This window comes from Micromonospora sp. NPDC049529, from assembly GCF_055586685.1.
This window is the reverse complement of sequence record NZ_JBVJHT010000012.1, coordinates 173,868-195,147: the sequence shown is the minus strand read 5'-3', so window position 1 is coordinate 195,147 and position 21,280 is coordinate 173,868. Positions and strand designations below refer to the sequence as shown.

The 21,280-nt window shown below is 71.0% G+C and carries 20 protein-coding genes; 18 read left to right on the top strand and 2 right to left on the bottom strand.

Annotation, left to right across the window (positions count from 1 at the left end):
• Positions 1-17: 17 nt before the first annotated feature.
• The 11 genes from mtlA to ACZ6QQ_RS22540 all read left to right on the top strand — a co-directional run bounded on the left by mtlA (position 18) and on the right by ACZ6QQ_RS22540 (position 11,476).
• On the top strand, positions 18-1,190 hold the full coding sequence (gene mtlA, locus ACZ6QQ_RS22590) for a mannitol-specific PTS transporter subunit IIC (RefSeq protein WP_465878777.1): 1,173 nt from the start codon (positions 18-20) through the stop codon (positions 1,188-1,190).
• A gap of 33 nt (positions 1,191-1,223) precedes the next feature.
• Positions 1,224-1,532 carry a PTS lactose transporter subunit IIB gene (locus tag ACZ6QQ_RS22585; protein WP_465878774.1) on the top strand — a complete coding sequence of 103 codons (309 nt, stop codon included), beginning with the start codon at positions 1,224-1,226 and terminating at the stop codon, positions 1,530-1,532.
• On the top strand, positions 1,525-1,980 hold the full coding sequence (locus ACZ6QQ_RS22580; protein ID WP_465878772.1) for a PTS mannitol transporter subunit IIA: 456 nt from the start codon (positions 1,525-1,527) through the stop codon (positions 1,978-1,980). The genes ACZ6QQ_RS22585 and ACZ6QQ_RS22580 overlap by 8 nt, the downstream gene beginning before the upstream one ends.
• On the top strand, positions 1,980-3,020 hold the full coding sequence (locus tag ACZ6QQ_RS22575; protein ID WP_465878771.1) for a zinc-dependent dehydrogenase: 1,041 nt from the start codon (positions 1,980-1,982) through the stop codon (positions 3,018-3,020). The genes ACZ6QQ_RS22580 and ACZ6QQ_RS22575 overlap by 1 nt, the downstream gene beginning before the upstream one ends.
• A 34-nt stretch (positions 3,021-3,054) precedes the next feature.
• Positions 3,055-3,339: an HPr family phosphocarrier protein gene (locus ACZ6QQ_RS22570; protein WP_465878769.1), complete on the top strand. Its 285-nt coding sequence runs from the start codon at positions 3,055-3,057 to the stop codon at positions 3,337-3,339.
• Positions 3,332-4,981: a phosphoenolpyruvate--protein phosphotransferase gene (ptsP, locus tag ACZ6QQ_RS22565; protein ID WP_465878768.1), complete on the top strand. Its 1,650-nt coding sequence runs from the start codon at positions 3,332-3,334 to the stop codon at positions 4,979-4,981. The genes ACZ6QQ_RS22570 and ptsP overlap by 8 nt, the downstream gene beginning before the upstream one ends.
• A gap of 469 nt (positions 4,982-5,450) precedes the next feature.
• Positions 5,451-6,389: an ABC transporter permease gene (locus tag ACZ6QQ_RS22560; protein ID WP_465878766.1), complete on the top strand. Its 939-nt coding sequence runs from the start codon at positions 5,451-5,453 to the stop codon at positions 6,387-6,389.
• Positions 6,386-7,378, top strand: coding sequence for an ABC transporter permease (locus ACZ6QQ_RS22555; RefSeq protein WP_465878765.1), 993 nt, complete (start codon positions 6,386-6,388; stop codon positions 7,376-7,378). The genes ACZ6QQ_RS22560 and ACZ6QQ_RS22555 overlap by 4 nt, the downstream gene beginning before the upstream one ends.
• Before the next feature lie 116 nt (positions 7,379-7,494).
• Complete coding sequence (locus ACZ6QQ_RS22550) at positions 7,495-9,168, top strand: ABC transporter substrate-binding protein (protein WP_465878764.1); 1,674 nt, start codon at positions 7,495-7,497, stop codon at positions 9,166-9,168.
• The gene (locus tag ACZ6QQ_RS22545; RefSeq protein ID WP_465878763.1) at positions 9,165-10,925 is read left to right on the top strand and encodes a dipeptide ABC transporter ATP-binding protein; all 1,761 of its coding nucleotides are present in this window, start codon (positions 9,165-9,167) and stop codon (positions 10,923-10,925) included. The genes ACZ6QQ_RS22550 and ACZ6QQ_RS22545 overlap by 4 nt, the downstream gene beginning before the upstream one ends.
• Before the next feature lie 95 nt (positions 10,926-11,020).
• Positions 11,021-11,476: an Lrp/AsnC family transcriptional regulator gene (locus ACZ6QQ_RS22540; protein WP_465878762.1), complete on the top strand. Its 456-nt coding sequence runs from the start codon at positions 11,021-11,023 to the stop codon at positions 11,474-11,476.
• Here ACZ6QQ_RS22540 and ACZ6QQ_RS22535 read toward each other — a convergent pair.
• Positions 11,457-12,059 carry a histidine phosphatase family protein gene (locus tag ACZ6QQ_RS22535; RefSeq protein WP_465878760.1) on the bottom strand — a complete coding sequence of 201 codons (603 nt, stop codon included), beginning with the start codon at positions 12,057-12,059 and terminating at the stop codon, positions 11,457-11,459. The genes ACZ6QQ_RS22540 and ACZ6QQ_RS22535 overlap by 20 nt on opposite strands.
• A 150-nt stretch (positions 12,060-12,209) precedes the next feature.
• Between ACZ6QQ_RS22535 and ACZ6QQ_RS22530 the strand changes: the two genes are divergently transcribed.
• Positions 12,210-12,404, top strand: a complete 195-nt coding sequence (locus tag ACZ6QQ_RS22530; RefSeq protein ID WP_465878758.1) for a CsbD family protein — start codon at positions 12,210-12,212, stop codon at positions 12,402-12,404.
• A gap of 63 nt (positions 12,405-12,467) precedes the next feature.
• Here the strand turns inward: ACZ6QQ_RS22530 and ACZ6QQ_RS22525 are convergent, their stop codons facing one another.
• On the bottom strand, positions 12,468-13,883 hold the full coding sequence (locus tag ACZ6QQ_RS22525; RefSeq protein WP_465878757.1) for a KamA family radical SAM protein: 1,416 nt from the start codon (positions 13,881-13,883) through the stop codon (positions 12,468-12,470).
• A gap of 137 nt (positions 13,884-14,020) precedes the next feature.
• Between ACZ6QQ_RS22525 and kdd the strand changes: the two genes are divergently transcribed.
• Genes kdd through ACZ6QQ_RS22495 form a run of 6 tightly spaced genes read left to right on the top strand, consistent with a single transcriptional unit; the run spans position 14,021 to position 20,809 of the window.
• Complete coding sequence (kdd, locus tag ACZ6QQ_RS22520) at positions 14,021-15,052, top strand: L-erythro-3,5-diaminohexanoate dehydrogenase (RefSeq protein ID WP_465878755.1); 1,032 nt, start codon at positions 14,021-14,023, stop codon at positions 15,050-15,052.
• 4 nt (positions 15,053-15,056) lie between these two features.
• Complete coding sequence (locus ACZ6QQ_RS22515) at positions 15,057-16,625, top strand: amidohydrolase (RefSeq protein WP_465878754.1); 1,569 nt, start codon at positions 15,057-15,059, stop codon at positions 16,623-16,625.
• A gap of 32 nt (positions 16,626-16,657) precedes the next feature.
• Complete coding sequence (gene kamD / locus ACZ6QQ_RS22510; protein ID WP_465878751.1) at positions 16,658-18,271, top strand: lysine 5,6-aminomutase subunit alpha; 1,614 nt, start codon at positions 16,658-16,660, stop codon at positions 18,269-18,271.
• Positions 18,268-19,041 carry a lysine 5,6-aminomutase subunit beta gene (gene kamE / locus ACZ6QQ_RS22505; RefSeq protein ID WP_465878749.1) on the top strand — a complete coding sequence of 258 codons (774 nt, stop codon included), beginning with the start codon at positions 18,268-18,270 and terminating at the stop codon, positions 19,039-19,041. The genes kamD and kamE overlap by 4 nt, the downstream gene beginning before the upstream one ends.
• Positions 19,038-19,466: a 3-aminobutyryl-CoA ammonia lyase gene (gene kal, locus ACZ6QQ_RS22500; RefSeq protein ID WP_465878748.1), complete on the top strand. Its 429-nt coding sequence runs from the start codon at positions 19,038-19,040 to the stop codon at positions 19,464-19,466. Before kamE ends, kal begins: the two co-directional genes overlap by 4 nt.
• Positions 19,463-20,809, top strand: coding sequence for a glutamate mutase L (locus ACZ6QQ_RS22495; protein WP_465878747.1), 1,347 nt, complete (start codon positions 19,463-19,465; stop codon positions 20,807-20,809). The genes kal and ACZ6QQ_RS22495 overlap by 4 nt, the downstream gene beginning before the upstream one ends.
• Positions 20,810-21,280 lie beyond the last annotated feature (471 nt).

Genomic DNA, 21,280 nt, shown 5'->3' with positions numbered 1-21,280 from the left:
GAGAAGGAGTCCCCCTCATGGCCGTCTCATACACCCCCGAGGTCCAGGGAGCCGGGTTCAAGGCCCGGGTCCAACGGATCGGTGGCCATCTGGCCGGCATGGTCATGCCCAACATCGGTGCGTTCATCGCCTGGGGTTTGATCACGGCGCTGTTCATCCCCACCGGTTGGTTGCCCAACGAGCACCTGGCCCAGCTCGTCGATCCGATGATCGGGGTGCTGCTGCCGGTCCTGATCGGATACACCGGCGGTCGGCTGGTGCACGGGCAGCGGGGTGCGGTGGTCGGCGCGGTCGCGACGATGGGTGTCGTCGTCGGTAGTGACGTGCCGATGTTCCTCGGTGCGATGATCATCGGCCCGCTCGCCGCGTACCTGCTCAAGCTCTTCGACGGGCTGGTGCAGGACCGGATCAGACCGGGTTTCGAGATGCTGGTCGACAACTTCTCCGCCGGCATCGTCGGCGGTGGCCTCGCCCTGGTCGGGGTCTGGGTGATCGGCCCGGTGGTCGAGCAGCTCACCACCTGGGCCGGTGACGCCGTCGACTGGTTGGTCGGCAACAACCTGCTGCCGCTGGCCTCGGTCCTGGTCGAGCCGGCCAAGGTGCTCTTCCTCAACAACGCGATCAACCACGGCGTGCTCGGCCCGCTGGCCGTGGCCGAGGCGCAGGAGACCGGCAGGTCCATCCTGTTCATGATCGAGTCGAATCCCGGTCCCGGTCTCGGCCTGCTCGCGGCGTTCCTCGTCTTCGGCCCCCGTAGCCTGCGGCCGAGCGTGCCGGCCGCCATGATCATTCAGTTCCTCGGTGGCATCCACGAGATCTACTTCCCGTACGTGCTGATGAAGCCCCGGCTGATCCTCGCCGCCATCGCCGGTGGCGCGACCGGCGTCGGCACCTTCATGGTCACCGGGGCGGGACTGGTCGCCACCCCGTCGCCGGGCAGCATCTTCGCCTACGCGGCGGTCACCCCGAAGGGCGGCTGGTTCGGCGTCTTCCTCGGCATCCTGCTCGCCGCCGCCGTCTCCTTCGTGGTCGCCTCGGCACTGCTCGGCTTCGGCCGGCTCAAGAGCGACCAGGAGGCGGCCGAGGAAACCGACGAGGCCGCCGCCGAGGGCCAGTTGCCCGAACCACGCCAGCCGGCCGCCGACGGCGACAGCCCGGCCGGAGCCCGTACGGCGAACGCGGAAGGCTGACCCACCACCGTACGAACGAGAGGGGTGCCCGCCATGGGCAGCATCAACGGCAAGGACGTCCGCAAGATCGTGGTGGCCTGCGACGCCGGCATGGGCAGCAGCGTGATGCTCGCCAGCCAGCTCCGCAGACAGCTCAAGAAGTTCTCGGTCACGGTCGAGCACACGCCGGTCAACTCCATCCCGGCCGACGCCGACGTGGTGGTCACCCACACCGGACTGGCCGCCCGGGCCCGGGCCAGCGCCCCGGACAAGATCGTCGTGCCGTTCCAGGTGTTCCTCGGCGACCCGGCGGTGACCAGGGTGGTCAAGGCGATCGAGAAGGGCGACGAGATCAGTGGCTGACAACCTGGCCGAACTGCTCACCCCCGAGGCCCTGCGCCTGAACGAGAGCGCGACCGACCGGGACGACGCCATCCGCCGCTGCGGCCGGGTGCTGGTCGAGATCGGCGCGGCCGACCCCGCGTACGTGGAGACCATGCTCGCCCGCGAACGCTCCGTACCCACCTACATCGGTGAAGGGGTGGCCATCCCGCACGGCACCCTCGCCGGCAAGGACCTCGTCCACCGCGACGCGCTGGCCGTGCTCCGGTTCTCCGAGCCGGTGGACTGGGACGGCCAGCCGGTCAGCGTCTGCGTCGCCATCGCCGCCCGAGGCGACGGGCACGTCGAGATCCTGGCCCGCCTCGCCGACATCCTGCTCGACCCCGACCAGGCCCGCGAACTGCGCGAGGCCACCAACCCCGACGACGTGCTGCGCCTGTTCGCGGCGGCACGGGAGGACAGCAACTGATGAAGGTCGTTCGTTTCCACGCCCCCGGTGACGTACGGATCGAGGACGTACCCGAGCCCACGCCGGGTCCCGGCGACGTCAAGATCCGGGTACGCGCCTGCTCCACCTGCGGCACCGACGTCAAGATCTCGAAATTCGGGCACCACCACATCCACCCGCCCCGCGTGATGGGACACGAGATCGCCGGTGAGGTGGTCGAGACCGGGGCGGACGTGGACGGCTGGGCCCCCGGTGACCGGGTCCAGGTCATCGCCGCCATCCCCTGCGGGCGGTGCGCCGAGTGCCGGCGGGGCCGGATGACCGTCTGCCCGAACCAGGAGTCGATGGGCTACCACTACGAGGGCGGGTTCGCGCAGTACCTGGTCGTACCGGCGAAGGTGCTGGCGGTCGACGGGCTCAACCGGATCCCGGACGGGGTCGACTTCGCCTCGGCGTCGGTCGCCGAACCGCTCGCCTGCGTCCTCAACGGACAGGTTCTCGCCCGCGTCGGCACCGGCGACGACGTGGTGGTCATCGGCTCGGGCCCGATCGGCTGCCTACACGTACGGCTGGCCCGCGCCCGTGGCGCCGCCCGCGTCTTCCTGGTCGACCTCAACCGGACCCGGCTGGACCTGGCCGCCGCCCTCGTCGCCCCGGACGCGGCGATCTGCGGTGCCGAGGTCGACCCGGTCGACGAGATCCTCAAGCTCACCGACGGACGTGGCGCGGACGTCGTCATCACCGCCGCCGCCTCCGGCGCCGCCCAGGAACAGGCGATCGGAATGGCCGCCCGGCAGGGCCGGATCAGCTTCTTCGGCGGCCTGCCGAAGGACAACCCGATCATCGCCTGCGACTCCAACCTCGTGCACTACCGGGAGCTGACCATCGTCGGCGCCAACGGCTCCAGCCCGGCGCAGAACGCCGAGGCGCTGCGGCTGATCGCCACCGGGTCGGTTCCGGTCGCCGACCTGATCACGCACCGGCTCCCGCTGGACCGGGCGATCGACGCGTTCGGCATCGTCGCCCGGGGCGAGGCCATCAAGGTCACCATCGAGCCCTGACCCGGACCGCCGGAGTTCAGGAGGGGGAGGCACCATGCCCACGCGTACGGTAGCCGTTGGATCCGCCAGCGGCCTGCACGCCCGCCCGGCGGCGCTGTTCGTCGCGGCCGCCGCGGCGCAGCCGGTCCGGGTCACCATCCGGGTCGCTGACAAGCGGCCGGTACCGGCCAACAGCATGCTCTCGGTGCTCTCCCTCGGCGCCCGGCGCGGTACCGAGGTGGTCATCGAGGCCGAGGGGGAGGGGGCCGAGGCCGCCCTGGACCTCCTCGCCGACCTGCTGGTCCGCGACCTCGACGCGGAGGAGCAGGCCGATGCCTGAGCCGTCGACCGGGCGACCACTGCACGGCATCGGGGTCAGTCGCGGGGTGGCCGGCGGCCCGCTGCTGTGGGTCGGCGCGGTCCCCACGCTGCCCGCGCCGGGACCGGTCGCCGACCCGTCGGCCGAGGCCGATCGGGCGGTGGCCGCGCTCACCGAGGTGGTCACCGAACTCGGCCGACGCGCCGACCGGGCCCGCGAGCGGACCGTCGCCGAGGTGCTGCGGGCCCAGGCGATGATGGCCGACGACCCGGTCCTGGCCGACGCCGTACGCGAGCAGGTCGCGGTCGGCCTGGACGCCCCGCATGCGATCGACGGAGCCTTCGCCGGCTACCGGGCGGCGTTCGAGGCGGCCGGCGGGTACCTCGCCGAGCGGGTCGCCGACCTCGACGACCTGCGCGACCGGGCGGTCGCCGTCTGTCTGGGACTGCCGATGCCCGGGGTGCCGGCACCCGGTCACCCGTACGTGCTCGCCGCCCGTGACCTCGCCCCGGCCGACACGGTCGACCTGGACCCGGAGCAGGTCGTCGCGCTGGTGACCGAGGTCGGCGGCCCGACCAGCCACACCGCGATCCTGGCCCGCGCGCTCGGGCTGCCGGCCGTCGTCGGCGTCACCGGCCTGCGGGCACTGACCGACGGCAGCCCGGTGCTCGTCGACGGCGGCACCGGCACGGTCGAGACCGGTCTCGACGCCGCCGCGCTGGCCGCCCGCCGATCCGTCCTGACGACGACCGGTGCCAGTGCCTCCGGACCGGGTCGCACCTCGGACGGACACCCGGTCGCGCTGCTGGCCAACGTCGGTTCCGCGCGGGAGGCGCCGGCCGAGGACGACGCGGAGGGGGTCGGCCTGTTCCGGACCGAGTTGCTCTTCCTCGACCGGAGCCGCGAACCGGGGGTCGACGAGCAGGCGGCGGCGTACCGGGAGGTGTTCGCCCGGATGGGCGGACGTCGGGTGGTGATCCGTACCCTCGACGCCGGGGCGGACAAGCCGGTGCCGTTCCTGCGTCAGCCGGAGGAACCGAACCCCGCGCTGGGCATCCGTGGACTGCGGGTGGCCCGGCGGCAGCCTGCGGTGCTGCGTACGCAGCTCGAAGCGATCGCCCGCGCGGCGGCCGACACCGGCGCGGACGTGTGGGTGATGGCCCCGATGGTGGCGACCCGCGCCGAGGCGGCCGGTTTCGCCGAGGCGGTGCGCGACGCCGGGCTGCCGAAGGCCGGTGTGATGATCGAGGTGCCGGCGGCGGCGCTGCGCGCCGGTCAACTCCTCGAGGTTGTCGACTTCCTCAGCATCGGCACCAACGACCTGAGTCAGTACACGTTCGCCGCCGACCGGCAGTGCGGTGACCTGGCCGAACTGCTCGACCCGTGGCAACCGGCGCTGCTGGCGCTGATCGCCACCGCGGCGGCGGCCGGGCGGTCGGCCGGCAAGCCGGTCGGTGTCTGCGGGGAGGCCGCCGCCGACCCGCTGCTCGCGCCCGTTCTGGTCGGCCTCGGCGTCACCAGCCTCTCCATGTCCGGACCCGCCCTGCCGTGGGTACGGGCCGCGCTCGCCGAGCACACGTTCGCCGACTGCGAGCGGCTGGCGAAGCTCGCCCTCACCGCCGACGACGCGGCCCGGGGAAGGGCCCTCGTCGGCGGCGCCTGACCGCCACGGGCAGCTGACGGGTGCGAACCGACGTGCGGGGCGGGTCTGCTTGCAATGAAGTTGTTGCGGCAAACCTGCCAGCTGGTTAATTCCTACTAACCAGGTATGTGTGATAGGTCTCTCTTCGGGTTTGTCACGGTCGCGCGAGTGACCGCCCACATTGCCGTCACGCGCCCCTCGCCGTAGCGGTTGAGCTGCGGACACGTCCGGGACTTCGATCATCCACGATGGACGGACCGGTGCGGCGACCGCGCGATCCATCGATGGGAATGCGGCGGGCGGGCCCTCCCGATCGGGTCGGAAAGGCCATACGATCAGCGCCGTCGATCGCACGACGGGATCGACGGGGAGGCATACGACCCGACGCCTCCGACCCGCCACCGCGAAGGAGTGGGCGTGCCCGAACGGTGTTGTGGCATGCGGACCGTCAGCTAGCCGGCATCCAGCTCCATCACTCGAAGAGGGCAATGTGTCCGTCGACATCCCGCCAGCCCCGCCCGATTCTCCGCTGACGCGGACCGCGCGGCACCCGCTGCGTCGGCTGACCACCGACCGCTGGGCGATAGCCGGTGGGGTCGTCATCCTCCTCTTTCTGGTGGTTGCCCTCGCCGCGCCGTTGCTCACCGCGATCTCGGGCCACGACCCCTACACGTACGACCTGGGCGCGGTCTCCGAAGCGGGGGAGCCACTCGGCTTCGGCGGAGGGATCAGCGCCGAGCACTGGTTCGGTGTGGAGCCGATGACCGGGCGCGACCTCTTCGCCATCGTGGTGCACGGCGCCCGGACGTCGTTCCTGGTCGGCTTCGGCGCGACCGCCCTCTCGGTGCTGATCGGGGTGCTCGTCGGGATCACCGCCGGCTACTTCGGTGGCTGGTACGACCGGGTGGCGAGCCGCCTCATCGACGTCCTCCTCGGTTTTCCCTGGCTGGTCTTCGTCATCGCGCTCGGGGCGATCGCCCCCGCCCGGTTCCCCAAGCAACTCCTCGTCATCCTGGTCATCGGACTGTTCGGCTGGCCGTCGATCGCCCGGGTCATCCGGGGCCAGACCCTCGTCCTGAAGCGTCGGACGTTCGTCATCGCCGCCACCGCGCTCGGCGCGGGCCCCGCCCACCTGCTCCGGCACCAGTACCTGCCGAACCTCTGGTCGACCATCATCGTCTACGCCACCATGACGGTCCCGGGCATGATCGGCGCGGAGGCGGCCCTGTCCTTCCTCGGCGTCGGTGTGCCGCCACCGACCCCGGCCTGGGGCCGGACGATCGGCGACGCCATCGCCTGGGTGCAGACCGACCCGATGTTCCTGGTCTTTCCCGGTGCGGCGCTCTTCCTCGCCACGCTCGCCTTCAACCTGTTCGGCGACGGCCTGCGCGACGCACTGGACCCGCGCATCCGGGGGCCCCGCCGATGAGAACACTCCGGTACGTCGCGCTGCGCCTGCTCGGCATGGTCGGCACGCTGTTGGTGATCAGCGTGCTGACGTACGCGGTCTTCTACCTGCTACCGGCCGACCCCGCGCTGCTGTCCTGCGGCCGCCCCTGCACTCCGCAACGGCTCGCCGAGGCGAGCGCGTTCATGGGATACGACAAGCCCTGGATCCAGCAGTACGCGGACTTCCTCGGTGGCATCGTCGCCGGCCGGCACTTCGGCTCGGGGCTGGCCGCGGTCGAGTGCGCCGCCCCCTGCTTCGGCTACTCGTTCCGGCTGAACGAACCGGTCACCCAGCTGATCGTGGCACGCGCGCCGGTCACCTTCTCCATCGCCCTCGGCGCGGCGTTGCTCTGGCTGGTCGTCGGCGTCGGCGCCGGGGTGCTCGCCGCGATCCGACGCGGCACGATGGTCGACCGGACGGCGATGCTGCTGTCCACCGTCGGGGTCTCCGCCCCGAGCTACCTCGTGGCGCTGCTGGGCATCCTGCTCTTCGGCTTCACCCTCGACATGGTGCCGGTCGGCGGGTACGTGCCGTTGACCGAGGACCCGGTCGGATGGGCCTGGCACCTGGTCCTCCCGTGGTCCGTGCTCGCCCTGCTCTCCGCCGCGGTCTACGCCCGGCTGACCCGGGGAGAGATGTTGGAGGTGCTCGGCGAGGACTACATCCGCACCGCCAGGGCCAAGGGGCTGCGGGAGCGTCGGGTGATCGGTCGCCACGGGCTGCGCAACGTCCTCATCCCGGTCGTCACCGTCTTCGGTCTCGACCTCGGCACCCTGCTCGGTGGTGCCGTGATCAGCGAACGGGTGTTCAGCATGCCGGGCCTGGGCGCGTTGCTGCTGGACGCGGTCGGCACCGTCGACCTGCCCCTGATCGTCGGCGTGACGCTCTTCTCCGCGTTCCTGGTGATCGTCGCCAACTTCCTCGTGGACCTGGCCTACGGCGCTCTCGACCCGAGGGTGTCGCGGTAGCGCCCGCGAGTGAGCCGGGTGCCCGACGACGTGGGCGCGACGGCAGTCGGGGCGCATCCGCGCTACCCCGATCGACACGGGCCCGGCAGCGTGCCCCAGAAGGAAAGGAATCCCTGATGAGACGACCCCGAGCTCTCGGCGCCCTGGCGCTGACCACGCTACTCGTCCTGGCGGGCTGCAACGCGAACCCGGACGAGGAGCCGGCCGGCGGCGGTTCGTCGACCGGCACCACACGGGGCGGCACGCTGAACATCCTGAGCGCCTCCACCGACGTCAACTTCGACCCGGCCAAGAGTCAGAACCTGGCCATCACCACGCTCGGCCTGGTGCTGCGCCGGCTCACCACCTGGGACGTCCAACCGGGCAAGCCGGCGGTGGTCGTTCCGGATCTGGCCACGGACACCGGGCGCAGCAGCGACGGCGGCAAGACCTGGACCTACACGCTCAAGGACGGACTCGTCTACTCCGACGGCAGCCCCATCACCTCGGCCGACGTCAAGTACGGCGTCGAGCGTTCGTTCGCGCCCGAACTCTCCGGCGGCCTCGGCTACCACAAGGGCCTGCTGGTCGGCGGTGCCGACTACAAGGGCCCGTACGCCGGCGCCGGCCTCGCCTCCGTCGAGACCCCGGACGCCAGGACCGTCGTGTTCCGGCTCAAGGCGGCGTACGGCGACTGGCCGTGGATCGCGTCGATGCCGGCGTTCACCCCGGTGCCGAAGGCGAAGGACGACCCGAAGACGTACAGCCAGAAGCCGGTCGCCTCCGGTCCGTACCAGGTCGAGTCCTACCAGCAGGGCAGCTCGGTGAAGCTGAAGCGCAACCCGAACTGGGACCCCAGGACCGACCAGGTACGCACCGCCGGCCCCGACCAGATCGTCTTCCAACTCGGCCAGGAGGCCACGGTTGCCGCCCAGCGTCTGATCGCCGACTCCGGCGATGACCGCAACGCCTTCGGCACCGGGTTCGTCCCGCCGGCCCAACTGGTGCAGATCCAGCAGAACGCGGCGGCGAAGCAGCGTCTGGTCACCTCGGACGCGGGCGCCCTCGCCTACCTGGCGATCAACAATCAGCGCGGCCCGCTGAAGGACGTCAAGGTGCGGCAGGCCATCGGGTACGCCGTGGACAAGAAGGCGTTCCAGATCGCCTCGGGCGGTGCGACCGGCGGGGACCTGGCCACCACGCTGATCACTCCGGGCATCGCCGGACGCGTGGCGTACGACCTCTATCCGGCTGATCCGTCGGGCGACGTCACCAAGGCCAAGCAGTTGCTGGCCGAGGCCGGCCAGGCCACCCTGGCTCTCGTCCTGCTGTCCAGGAACGATCAGGTGAGCCTGGCCCAGGCGCAGGCCATCCAGCAGGGCCTGCAACGGGCCGGGATCACCGTGACCATCAAGCCGGCGGACTCGACCGCGGTGATCGACGAGGTCACCGGGGACAGGGGCGATTTCGACCTGACGATCAGTAGCTGGCAACCGGACTTCCCCAGCGCGAACGGCAACATCCAGCCGCTCTTCAGCAGCAGCGAGATCGGCGGCGGGGGCTACAACATCTCCCGGTTCTCGCAGCCCGAGGTGGACGCGCTGATCGAGCAGGCCACCACCGAGACCGACCCGACCAGGGCGCAGGCGCTCTGGGCGCAGGCGGACAAGCGCATCCTGCAGGACTCGCCGGTCGTACCGCTGATCTACACGAAGAACTCGTTCCTGCACGGTTCGAACGTGCAGAACTTCTTCGTCGCGGCGTTCCCGGCGTACCCGAACTACCTGAAGGTATCGCTGAAGCAGGGATGACCGCTTCCACCATCTCGCCGCTGCTGGCGGTGGAAGACCTCTCCATCTCGTTCGACGTGGATGGCGAGTCGCACGAGGCGACCCGTGGCGTGGCTTTCGAGCTGCGCCGCGGGCACGTCCTGGCCCTCGTCGGCGAGTCCGGTTCGGGAAAGAGCGTCATCGCCCTGTCCACGCTGGGACTGCTGCCCCACAACGCCAGGGTCAGTGGCAGCATCCGGCTCGACGGTGAGCAACTGTTGGGTGCCGCACCGGACCGGCTGCGCGAACTGCGCGGTGGGCGGATCGGCACCGTCTTCCAGGAGCCGATGACCGCGCTGAACCCGGTCTTCACCATCGGCGACCAGATCGGCGAGGCGATCCGCGCCCACCGCCGGCTCGGCCGCGTGGCGGTCACCCGACGCATCCGGGAACTGCTCGACATCGTCGGACTGGACGCCCCGGTCCGGGTGGCGGGGTCGTACCCGCACGAACTGTCCGGCGGGCAGTTGCAGCGGGCGATGATCGCCATGGCGATCAGTTCGGACCCGATGCTGCTGATCGCCGACGAGCCGACCACCGCACTCGACGTGACCGTCCAGGCGGGCATTCTCGAACTGCTCCGTGACCTGCGCGACCGGATCGAGATGTCGATCCTGCTGATCACCCACGACATGGGGGTGGTCGCCGACATCGCCGACGAAGCGGCGGTACTGAGCCGGGGCCGGCTGGTGGAGCACGCCCCGGTGTCGCGGCTGTTCACCGCACCGGTGCACGCGTACACGCGGTCGCTGCTGCGGGCGGTGCCCGCCCTCGCCGAACTGCGGCTGCCGGACGCCGCGACCACGGTGGCCGAATCGCCGCCGGCCGACGGTGCCGCTGTGACGGATCGACGTGCGCCCGCTGACGACGACGCGTCACGGCCGGGTGTGGTCCGGTTGCGTGACGTCGTCGTCGAGTATCCGGGACGTCGCGGCGGCGGCCGGGTGCGTGCCGTGGACCGGGTGTCCCTGCGGGTCGACCGGGCGGAGGTGCTGGGCCTGGTCGGTGAGTCCGGCTCCGGCAAGTCGACCATCGGTCGGGTGCTGGCCGGTCTGGTCCCGGTGGCCGCCGGCACCGTCCTGGTCGGTGGTACGGACCTCGGCCGGATCGCCCGCCGTCCGTGGCGCAACGCCCGGTCGCTGCGTGCTGTCCGATCCGGCACCGGGTTCGTGTTCCAGGATCCGGCGTCCTCGCTGAACCCGAGGCGGACCATCGCCGACAGCATCGCCGAACCGCTCCTGCTGCACTGCGACCTCACCCCGGCCCAGCTGCGGCGACGGGTGGACGAACTGCTCGAAGCGGTGCAACTGGCAACGGCGATGCGCGACCGCTACCCCTTCGAGATGTCCGGCGGCCAGCGCCAGCGAGTAGCGATCGCCCGCGCCATCGCCCTCGATCCGGCCCTGCTGATCGCCGACGAACCCACCAGCGCCCTGGACGTCTCGGTGCAGGCCCGGATCCTGGAACTGTTCCGATCGTTGCAGAGCCGGTTCGGCTTCGCCTGCCTGTTCATCAGCCACGACCTTGCCGTGGTGCGGCAGCTGGCCCACCGGGTCGCCGTGATGCATCGCGGCCGGGTGGTCGAACAGGGGACGACGGCCGACGTACTGCACGCACCGGTCCATCCGTACACCCGGCGGCTCCTGGCCGCGGCGCCGATCGCCGACCCGGAGCAACAGGCCGTCCGGCGGGGGACCTGGCGGCTGACGGGCGCCGAGCATGGTCAACCCGCGCGGTGACCGGCGGCCCTCCCGGCGAGAACGCGGGTCGCCCGGCGGCGCGTCCGTGGGATCGGCTTCGTCGGATGAGGGTGTTTGCCGGTAGGTTCTTCGCCGTGGAGGAAGTCGACCGTGCCATCATCGCCGCGCTGACCGCCGACGGCCGCTTGTCGTACACCGACCTGGCCGAGAAGGTGGGGCTGTCGGTGTCCGCGGTGCACCAGCGGGTACGCCGGCTGGAGCAGCGCGGTGTCGTCACCGGTTACACCGCGCGGGTGTCGTTCGACGCGCTGGAGTTGCCGCTGACGGCCTTCGTGGCGGTCCGCCCGTTCGACCCCTCGCAGCCGGACGACGCGCCGGAGCGGTTGGCCCACCTGCCGGAGATCGAGTCCTGCTATTCGGTGGCGGGGGACGACAACTACCTGCTGCTGGTGCGGGTGGCCGGTCCGGCGGATCTGGAGCGGGTGCTGCAGGAGATCCGCACCTCGGCGAGCGTGACCACCCGGACGACGGTGGTCCTCTCCACCCCCTACGAGAGTCGTCCGCCGAGGGTCAGCCGCGCTCCGCAGTGACCGGCACGCCGGCCGCGCCGCCGGTGTTCCAGCGTTGGATCACCCGGCGTCCGTGCTCGTGACCGAGGGCGGAGATGGTGGCGGTGTCCAGCCGGAGCAGGCCGCCGCCGCTGGCGGGTAGGCCGATCCAGCGGGCGCCGGCCACCCGGAGGCTGTGTCCGTGGGCGACCAGGGCGACGTCGCCGTCGGTGAGCAGCGCGGCGGCCCGGTCCAGGATCCGGTCGAGGCGGGCGCCGACCTGGTCGGGGGATTCGCCTTCCGGGCAGCCGTCGGTCCACAGGTTCCAGTCCGGGCGTTCCCGCTGGATGTCCTTGGTGGTGCGGCCCTCGTAGCTGCCGTAGTTCCACTCGGCGAGGTCGTCGTCGACGGAGGTGACGGTCAGGCCGGCGAGTTCGGCGGTGCGCAGCGCCCGGGTCCGGGGGCTGGAGATGACGGCGGCGAAGGTCCGGCCGGCGAGTTGGTCGCGGGCGGCGCGGGCCTCGCGCTCGCCGTCGGGGCTCAGCGCCAGGTCGGTGTACGAGGTGTGCCGGTGCGCGGCACTCCATTCGGTCTCGCCGTGCCGGATGAGAACGATCTCTGTCACCCGGCTAGTTAAGCACGTCCAACATGTCTAGCTTCCTAGGATGCTGTACGGGATGTGCGCCCGATCCAACGGAACCACCAAGGTTTTCACCGACGCCCGACCGGGGACTCAACAGAAGGCCGAACACCGGACTAGTCACGAGGAGTCGAGATGAGCCTCACCGATAAGGCCAAGCAGAAGGCCGAACAGATGACGGGCGCCGCCAAGGAGAAGTTCGGCGACGCGACCGACAACGAGCAGATGCGGGCCGAGGGCTCGCGGCAGCAGGCCGGCTCCAAGACCAAGCAGGCCGGCGAGAACGTCAAGGACGCCGGCAAGAACATGAAGGAATCGTTCAACAGGTAAGCGCGTGAACGACAGTGGGGCCACCGGTGTGACACCGGTGGCCCCACTGGGCGTACGGGCGGATCAGGCCAGGTCGCTCGGCTCGTGGGCGGACCACCAGGCCCGGCCCGACTCGGGCAGCGTGTCGATCGGGTCGTAGTAGGCGTACCGGCGGCCGAGAGCGGTCAGGTCGGCCGACTCGATGGAGGTCCGGTAGTTCTTGGTCCAGTAGGAGATGCCGCGCTCGCGGTCGTACTCGGTGAGCATGTGCACCCAGCGCTTGCCGACGAACGGTACGTCGCAGACGATCCGGGGGGTGGCGTAACCCGGCAGGTAGCCCATCATGTCGTGCTGGAGCTGTTGGGCCTGCCAGACCGGCACCCGCCAGTGCTCGGCGTTGGGGATCATGTCGCACATGTAGAAGTAGTACGGCAGGATGCCGGCCTCGCCCTGGAGCGCGAAGCAGAGGTCGAGCAGGTCCGGTGCGGTGGCGTTCACCCCGCGCATCAGCACGCCCTGGTTGCGGACGTCGCGTACGCCGACCTCCAGTGCGGTCTGTGCGGCTCGGGCGACCAGTGGGGTCAGCGACTGGGCGTGGTTGACGTGGGTGTGGATGGCCAGGTTGACGCCGCGCCGGGCGGCGGTGCGGGCGACCCGTTCCAGGCCCTCGACGACGTCGGGCTGCAACCAGTGCTGGGGTAGTCCCATCAGCGCCTTGGTGGCGAGCCGGATGTCGCGGATCGTCTCGATTTCGAGCAGTCGCATCAGGTACGACTCAAGGTTGCGCCAGGGGACGTTGGCGACGTCGCCGCCGGAGACCACGACGTCGCGTACGCCGGGGTGGGCGCGCAGGTAGTCGATGTGCGCGTCGTACCGCTCGACCGGCTTGAGGCTGAGTTTGAGTTTGTCGACGGTCGGGGTGGAGTTGCCGACGAGGTCCATCCGGGTGCAGTGCCCGCAGTACTGGGGGCAGGTGGAGAGCAGTTCGGCGAGGACCTTGGTGGGGTAGCGGTGGGTGAGCCCTTCGGCGACCCACATGTCGTGTTCGTGGAGTGAGTCGCGGGTCGCGTACGGGTGTGACGGCCAGTCGGTGCGCCGGTCGGAGGCGACCGGGATCATGTAGCGCCGGATCGGGTCGGCGAGGAATGCCTCGGTGGTCATCGGGGCGTCCGGCACCATCGTGTTGATCATCTGTGGTGGGACCAGCATCGACATGGTGGCGAGCGTGGCCTGGTCGGCGGCGAGGTCGGTGTAGAAGCTGTCATCGACGAGGTCGCCGAGCAGGGCGCGCAGTTGTTTGGCGTTCTTGACGCAGTTGACGCGTTGCCACTGGGCGGATTCCCACTGTTCGCGGGTGACGTGGCGCCAGCCGGGGAAGCGGGTCCAGTCGGGTTCGACCAGGGGTCGGCGGCGGTATTCGTAGGGCTGGGTGGCGTGGGGTGTCGTGGTGTCGGTCGGTCGGGGCGCAGGGATGGCCTCTATTGGTTGTGTCTGCGTCACGGACCCTCCTCGGGCTGCGCGGTACCGGTGACGGTCCGAAGGCTACTGGAAAATATCCTGTAGAGGAATTATTCTGCCGTAAGTTTTCCCGCAACGCGTTCTGTTGGCAACGTGACTGACTTGAAGGGGGCGTTCCGATGACCTCACCCGTGGGGCTGCACCGTGTGCTCGAACCGGTCGGGGTGTTGCCTCAGGCGGCGTGGCGGTTGGATCCGGGTGCTCCGGTGGGCGCGGACGAGGTGCGGATCCGGGTGGAGCGGTTGAACCTGGACGCGGCGAGTTTCCGGCAGTTGTCGGAGAAGCACGGTGGTGACGGGGCGGCGGTCCGGGCCGAGGTGCTAGATATCATTGCCAATCGGGGCAAGATGCATAATCCGGTCACTGGTTCGGGTGGAATGCTGATCGGTGTGGTGGACGAGGTCGGCCCGTCCTCGCCGCTGAAGGTGTCCCCCGGAGACCGGGTGGCGACCCTGGTGTCGCTGACCCTGACCCCACTGGTCGTCACCGACGGGCTGGCCGACTGGGACGGGCGCGGTGAGCAGGTGCCGTGTGCCGGGTTCGCGGTGCTGTTCGCCCGGTCGGTGGTGGCGGTGCTGCCGGACGATCTCGATCCGCGGCTGGCGCTGGCCGTACTGGACGTGTGTGGGGCGCCGGCGTTGACCGCGCGGGTGGTGGCCGGGTATGCGTCGCCGTCGGTGGCGGTGCTCGGCGGGGCGGGCAAGAGCGGGGCGTTGGCGTTGGCTGCGGCGCGGCGGGCGGGCGCCGGTCGTACGGTGGGGGTGGTGCCGGTGGCGGCGGAGCGGGACCGGCTGGTCGCGGCCGGACTGGCGACGGAGGTCGCGTTGGCCGACGCCCGTGATCCGGTGGCGTTGGCGGCGGCGGTGACCGGGGCGCTGGGTGGCCCGGCGGACGTCACGGTGGTCTGCGTGGACGTGCCGGGGTGCGAGCACGGGGCGATCCTGGCGACGGCCGACGGTGGCACGGTGATCTTCTTCTCGATGGCGACGAGTTTCGCGGCGGCGGCGTTGGGGGCGGAGGGGTTGGCCGCCGACGTGACGATGCTGGTCGGGAACGGGTACGTGCCGGGGCACGCGGAGTTGGCGGTGAATCTGGTACGTGACGACGCCGGGGTGCGTGGGTTGTTCGAGGCCCGGATCGCGGCAGACTGATCACATGACTTCCCCCTCGACTCTGTACCGCGGCGGCCACCTCTACTGCCCCGGTGACCCTCGGGCGACCGCGTTGTTGATCCGGGATGACCGGATTGTCTGGATCGGTGCGGACGCGGACGCGCCGTCCGCCGATGTGGTGATGGATCTGGCGGGTGCGCTGGTGACACCGGCGTTCGTCGACGCGCACGTGCACGCGACGGATACCGGGTTGGCGTTGTCCGGGTTGGATCTGTCGTCGGCCCGGTCGGCGGCGCAGCTGCTGGCGGCGGTGACCGGGTTCGCGGCGGGGTTGCCGGCGGACGCGGTGGTGTTGGGGCACGGTTGGGACGAGTCGAACTGGGTCGACCAGTCGCCGCCGTCGGCGGTGGAGTTGGACCGGGCGGCGTCCGGGCGGCGGGTGTACCTGTCGCAGGCGTCGATCCATTCGGCGTTGTGTTCGTCGGCTTTGCTGGCGGCGGCGCCGGAGGTGGTGGCCGCGGCGGGATACGACGCGTCGGGGTGGTTGCGGCGGGACGCGCACCATGTGGTGCGGGCGTTGGCGTTCGGGTCGGTGACCCGGGAGCAGCGGGCGGCGGCGCAGCGGGCGGCGTTGGCGCGGGCGGCGTCGTTGGGGATCGCCGCAGTGCACGAGTGCGGCGGTCCGGACATCTCCGATGAGGTGGACTTCGCCGGTGTGTTGGCGCTGTCCGGTGACGCCTGCCCGGAGGTGTTCGGCTACTGGGGTGAGTTGACGGGGGCGGCGCGGGCGCGGGATCTGGGCGCGGTCGGTGCCGGTGGGGACCTGTTCGCCGACGGGGCGTTGGGTTCGCGTACGGCGCATCTGTCGTCGGCGTACGCCGATGGTGGTGAGGGCGCGTGCGGGCACGGGTACGTGTCGGCGGAGCAGGTCCGCGACCACCTGTTGGACTGTGCGGTGCACCGGATGCAGGGCGGGTTCCACGCGATCGGGGACGCGGCGATCTCGACGGTGCTGGACGGGTTCGCGTTGGCGGCGCGGACGTTGGGGGTGGATCGGTTGCGGGCGGCCCGGCACCGGGTGGAGCACGCGGAGATCATGAGCAAGCGGTTGATCGCCGGTTTCGTCGAGTACGGGATCGTGGCGAGCATGCAGCCGGCGTTCGACCGGTTGTGGGGTGGCGAGGACCGGATGTACGCCCAGCGGTTGGGGGTGGCCCGGTCGTTGGATTCGAATCCGATGGGTGCCATGCACGGGGTGGGTGTGACGTTGGCGTTCGGGTCGGATTCGCCGGTGACGCCGTTGGATCCGTGGGGTTCGGTGCGGGCGGCGGTGGCGCATTTCAACCCGGCGCAGCGGATGAGTGCGCGGGCGGCGTTCGCGGCGCACACCCGGGGCGGGTGGCGGGCGGTGTTCCGCGACGACGAGGGGGTGTTGGCGCCGGGTGCGCCGGCGACGTTCGCGGTGTGGTCGGCGCCGGCCGGGGTGGACCGGGGTTTGCCGGTGTTGGTGGCCCCGGAGATGGAGTTGCGGGGGCCGGATGATCCGACGCCGTTGCCGGTGTGTCGGCGTACGGTGCTGCGCGGTCAGGTGATCTACGAGGCGCTCGACTGAGCCGCCCCGGCGGGTTTCGAGGAAGGAACGTCGTGACGGACAAGCTCGCGTTGGACGCGGCGGTGGTGGCCCGGGCGCGGGAGTTGGCGCGCCGGGCCGGGCAGCCGGTGGTGGATCTGGCCCGTGGGCACACGACGGTGTCGGTGGAGCGGGCCGTGTTGCGGCTGGCCGGGGTGACGGGTGCGGATCCGGATGGGATTCCGTGGGTGAACCGGTTGGTCGACGCGGTGGTCGCCGAGGTCGGGTTGGCGCACGGGGTGGCGTTGCCGGTGTTCGACGCGTTGGCGCGGGAGGGTCTGGCCGGTGGTGATGTCGGTGCGGGGTTGACGTTGCTGGCGCAGAAGGCGGCGGCCGGGTCGGTGGGTTTCGGGTTGCCGTCGGGGAGGGCGGCGACGGCGGCCCGGTCGGCGGCGCGGCGGGCGACGGGTGCGGGGTTGCGCCTGGTCGACCGGCGGCGGGTGGAGCGGGAGCGGTTGGTGCGGCGGTACGGGGATCCGGTGCGGCGGCCGTGGATCTATCTGATCGTGGCGACGGGTGACATCTACGAGGACATTCCGCAGGCGCAGGCGGCGGCGCGGGCGGGTGCGGACGTGATCGCGGTGATCCGGTCGACGGGGCAGTCGTTGTTGGACTACGTGCCGGAGGGGGCGACCCGGGAGGGTTTCGCGGGTACGTACGCGACGCAGGAGAATTTCCGGTTGATGCGGGCGGCGCTGGACGAGTCGTCGCGGGAGTTGGGCCGGTATGTGCGGTTGACGAATTACGCGTCTGGGTTGTGCATGCCGGAGATGGCGGCGTTGGCCGGCCTGGAGCGGCTGGACATGATGTTGAACGATTCGATGTACGGGATCCTGTTCCGGGACATCAACCCGATCCGTACGTTCGTCGACCAGCGGTTCTCCCGGCAGGTCCACGCGCGGGCGGGGATCATCATCAACACCGGTGAGGACAACTACCTGACCACGGCGGATGCGGTGGACGAGGCGCACACGGTGACGGTGTCGCAGTTGCTCAACGAGTTCTTCGCGCACGAGGCGGGGTTGGCCGACTGGCAGTTGGGGTTGGGGCACGCGTTCGAGATCAACCCGGATGTGCCGGAGTCGTTCCGGTTGGAGTTGGCGCACGCGTTGCTGGCGCGGGAGTTGTTCCCGGACGCGCCGTTGAAGTGGATGCCGCCGACGAAGCACATGACCGGGGACGTGTTCCGGGGCAACCTGTTGGACGGGTTCTTCAACCTGGTGGGTGCGATGACCGGGCAGGGGATCCTGCTGGTCGGGATGATGACCGAGGCGGTGGTGACGCCGTGGTTGTCCGACCGGGACATCGCGTTGCAGAACGTGCGGTACGTGTTGGGTGCCGCCGGTGGGTTGCACGAGGATTTCGTGCCGGCGCCGGGTGGGTTCATCCAGCAGCGGGCGGCGCGGGTGTTGGACGAGGCGGTGGGGTTGTTGTCCCGGATCGCCGACGACACGTTGTTGAACGCGATCGCCGAGGGCACGTTCGGGATCATGAAGCGTCCGGCGAACCGGGGTAAGGGCCTCGACGGGGTCGCGGCGCACGCGGCGGGTTACTACAACCCGGCGACGGAGTTGCTGGAGCGCGACCAGGTCGCCGCTGCCGCCAAGTCCGGTGCGGTGGCGGCGTGAGCGGGCCGGTGGTGCGGCCGTACGGGGACACGACCGGTGACGGCATGGTGCAGGTGTCGTTCACGTTGCCGTTGGCGCACGACAAGCGGGCCGAGGGTGCGGCGTTGCAGTTGGCCGGGAAGATGGGCCTGGAGCCGGCGATGCTGGTGCACGCGAAGCAGATGGGTGACGGGTTCACGTTCTTCGTCGTCTACGGGCGGGTGAACCATCTGGTCGACACCGATGCCGTACGGGTGGTGGAGCGGGACTTTCCGTTGCTGTCGGCGAAGGAGGTCAACGCGTTGGTGAAGTCCCGGCTGCGGCGCAAGTTGTCGGTGGTGGGGGCGTGTATCGGCTCGGACGCGCACACGGTGGGGATCGACGCGATCCTGAACGTCAAGGGTGTGGCGGGTGAGAAGGGCCTGGAGTACTACCGGGAGTTGAAGGTGACGAACCTGGGCGCGCAGGTGAGTGTGCCGGAGTTGGTCGAGGCGGCGCGGGTGGAGCGGGCGGACGCGGTGCTGGTGTCGCAGGTGGTGACGCAGCGGGACGCCCATCTGCACAACACCCGGGAGATGTCGGCGGCGTTCCGGGAGGCGATGCCGGCGGGGCGGCGGCCGTTGCTGATCGTCGGTGGGCCCCGGTTCGACGAGTTGATGACCGGTGAGCTGGGGGTGGATCGGATCTTCGGGCGGGGGACGACACCGCGGGAGGTGGCCAGTTACCTGGTGCACGAGCTGGTGGTCAACCGGGCGGTCCGGGTCGGTGCGGGGAAGGGGTCGGGTCGGTGACTGACGAGCGGGTCGGGTTGACGGTGGTCCACCGGCGGTATGTGCCGTACGGGCACGCGCACTATGCCGGGGCGCTGGTCGACGGGGCGTACGCGTTGGGGTTGTTCGGGGATGTGGCGACGGAGGTGTGTATCCGTACCGACTCCGACGAGGGGTTGTTCGCGTCGTACTCGTCGGTGCAGTTCCGGGCGCCGGTGCGCGCCGGTGACGTGCTGGAGGTGGTGGCGACGGTGACCCGGGTCGGTACCCGGAGCCGGACGATCGACTTCGAGTGCCGGGTGGTGTGCCGGGGGCGGCCGGAGTGGGGGGAGTCGGCGGCGGTGGTGCTGGATCCCCCGGTGGTGGCGGTGACGGCGACCGGGACGGTGGTGGTGCCGGCGCCGCCTCCGGGTGGGGCGCCGGGCGCGGTGCCCCGGCCGCTGTGAGCGGGTACGCGGTCTGCGCCGATGTGGGGTCGACGTTCACGAAGGTCGCGGTGGTGGAGTTGGCCACCGGTGCCCTGGTCGGGGCGGCGGCCGGGCCGACGACGGTCGGTTCCGACGTGTTGCACGGCCTCGACGCGGCGGTCGCGCGGGCGACGGCGGACGTCCCGGACGCGGCCGGCGCCCCGTGGTACGTGTGTTCGTCGGCCGGTGGCGGGTTGCGCCTGGCGGTGGTCGGTTACGAGGAGTTGGTGACGGCGCGGGCCGGGCATCAGGTGGGGTTGTCGGCCGGGGCGCGGGTGGTGCATGTCGGCGCGGGTCGGCTGGACCGGGCGGGGCTGGCCGGGTTGCGGGCGGCGCGGCCGGACGTGGTGCTGCTGGTCGGCGGGACCGACGGCGGTGACGGCGAGGTGCTGGTGCACAACGCGGCCCGGTTGGCGGCGGCCCGGTGGCGGGTGCCGGTGGTGGTGGCCGGGAACGTGGAGGTCCGGTCGGAGGTGGCGGGGGTGTTGGCCGGTCGGGGGGTGCCGGTGACGGTGGCGGAGAACGTGTTGCCCCGGATCGGGGTGTTGGCGCCGTTGTCGGCGCGGTTGGCGATCCGGGAGGTGTTCCTGCGGCATGTGATCGGCGGCAAGCGGTTGTCGCGGGGTACGCGGTTCGCCCGGTTGGTGCGGGCGGCGACCCCGGAGGCGGTGCTGACCGGGGTGGAGGTTCTCGCCGATCAGCTGCCCGGTGATCTGGTGGTCGTCGACGTGGGTGGGGCGACCACGGACGTGTATTCGGTGTTGACACCGGACGAGCGGGGTTCGGGGCCGGCGCGGGCGGCGGCGGGGATGTTGTGGCGGGCCCGGACGGTCGAGGGTGACCTCGGTATGCGGTGGAGTGCTCCGGGGGTGGTGGCGGCGGCTCGGGCGGAGCGGATGCTGGCCGAGGGTGAGTGGGAGGCGTTGGCGGTGGCGGCGGCGGACCGGGCCGCGGATCCGGGGTTCCTGGCCGTCGACGCGGGGGCGTGGGCGGTGGATCGGCGGATCGCCGGGTTGGCGGCGACGGTCGCGTTGCGGCGGCACGCGCGCGGGGCGGCGGTCGGTGACGGCGGGGGCCGGGATCTGCGCGACGTCCGTCTGATCATCGGGTCGGGGGGTGTCCTTCGCCACGCCGGTGCCGGAGAGGCGGTGGCGGTGCTCGATGCGGTGCTGGCCGACCACGGCGGTGGGTGGGCGTTGCCCCGGGCGGCGACACCGGTCGTCGATGATCAGTATGTGCTGGCCGCCGCAGGGTTGCTCGCCGCGGATCATCCGGTGGCGGCGGTCGCGCTGCTGCGCCGGCATCTGCTCGGGGCGCGGTGACCGGCGACTCGCGGGGTTCGACACGCCGAATTGATCGGGCCGACTTGGCCGCTGGCGGTTGACAGGGCCGGGGGTGCACCACGTACCGTCTTTGAGTCCTACTACGGGAAGCGGCTGTTGTTCGCTTCGTCCCTTCGTCCGCTGGCCGAGCGACTGTTTTCGATGTCGCAGCGGCCAGGTCCAGCGGGCGGGGGTCGGCGGGGCGGCGCGAACCGGCCGCGGTTACCGGTGTAAGGGCAGGACGACGTGCACGGCCAGTAGACAACGGCCTGACGGGGACAGCCAGTCTCCCTCCGGTCGGTCCGAAGGTCGTGACGGGTCATCTCTGCCACACCGGCCGGGAAGGGCCTGGGAGCATCGGGGGGGGGGGGGGGGGGGGGCGCCCCCCTCTTTTTTTTTTTGGGGCGCCCCCCACACCTCCTTTTTCCCGTTTTTTGTGGTTTGTTTGGGGGATGAGGTTTCGGGGTGGGT

Excerpts from the sequence above, each read along its gene's own strand:
- ACZ6QQ_RS22515 (WP_465878754.1), top strand. The coding sequence starts at position 15,057 with ATGACTTCCCCCTCGACTCTGTACCGCGGCGGCCACCTCTACTGCCCC.
- ACZ6QQ_RS22570 (WP_465878769.1), top strand. The coding sequence starts at position 3,055 with ATGCCCACGCGTACGGTAGCCGTTGGATCCGCCAGCGGCCTGCACGCC.
- ACZ6QQ_RS22530 (WP_465878758.1), top strand. The coding sequence starts at position 12,210 with ATGAGCCTCACCGATAAGGCCAAGCAGAAGGCCGAACAGATGACGGGC.
- ACZ6QQ_RS22545 (WP_465878763.1), top strand. The coding sequence starts at position 9,165 with ATGACCGCTTCCACCATCTCGCCGCTGCTGGCGGTGGAAGACCTCTCC.
- ACZ6QQ_RS22550 (WP_465878764.1), top strand. The coding sequence starts at position 7,495 with ATGAGACGACCCCGAGCTCTCGGCGCCCTGGCGCTGACCACGCTACTC.
- mtlA (WP_465878777.1), top strand. The coding sequence starts at position 18 with ATGGCCGTCTCATACACCCCCGAGGTCCAGGGAGCCGGGTTCAAGGCC.
- ACZ6QQ_RS22575 (WP_465878771.1), top strand. The coding sequence starts at position 1,980 with ATGAAGGTCGTTCGTTTCCACGCCCCCGGTGACGTACGGATCGAGGAC.
- kdd (WP_465878755.1), top strand. The coding sequence starts at position 14,021 with ATGACCTCACCCGTGGGGCTGCACCGTGTGCTCGAACCGGTCGGGGTG.
- ACZ6QQ_RS22585 (WP_465878774.1), top strand. The coding sequence starts at position 1,224 with ATGGGCAGCATCAACGGCAAGGACGTCCGCAAGATCGTGGTGGCCTGC.
- ACZ6QQ_RS22555 (WP_465878765.1), top strand. The coding sequence starts at position 6,386 with ATGAGAACACTCCGGTACGTCGCGCTGCGCCTGCTCGGCATGGTCGGC.
- ptsP (WP_465878768.1), top strand. The coding sequence starts at position 3,332 with ATGCCTGAGCCGTCGACCGGGCGACCACTGCACGGCATCGGGGTCAGT.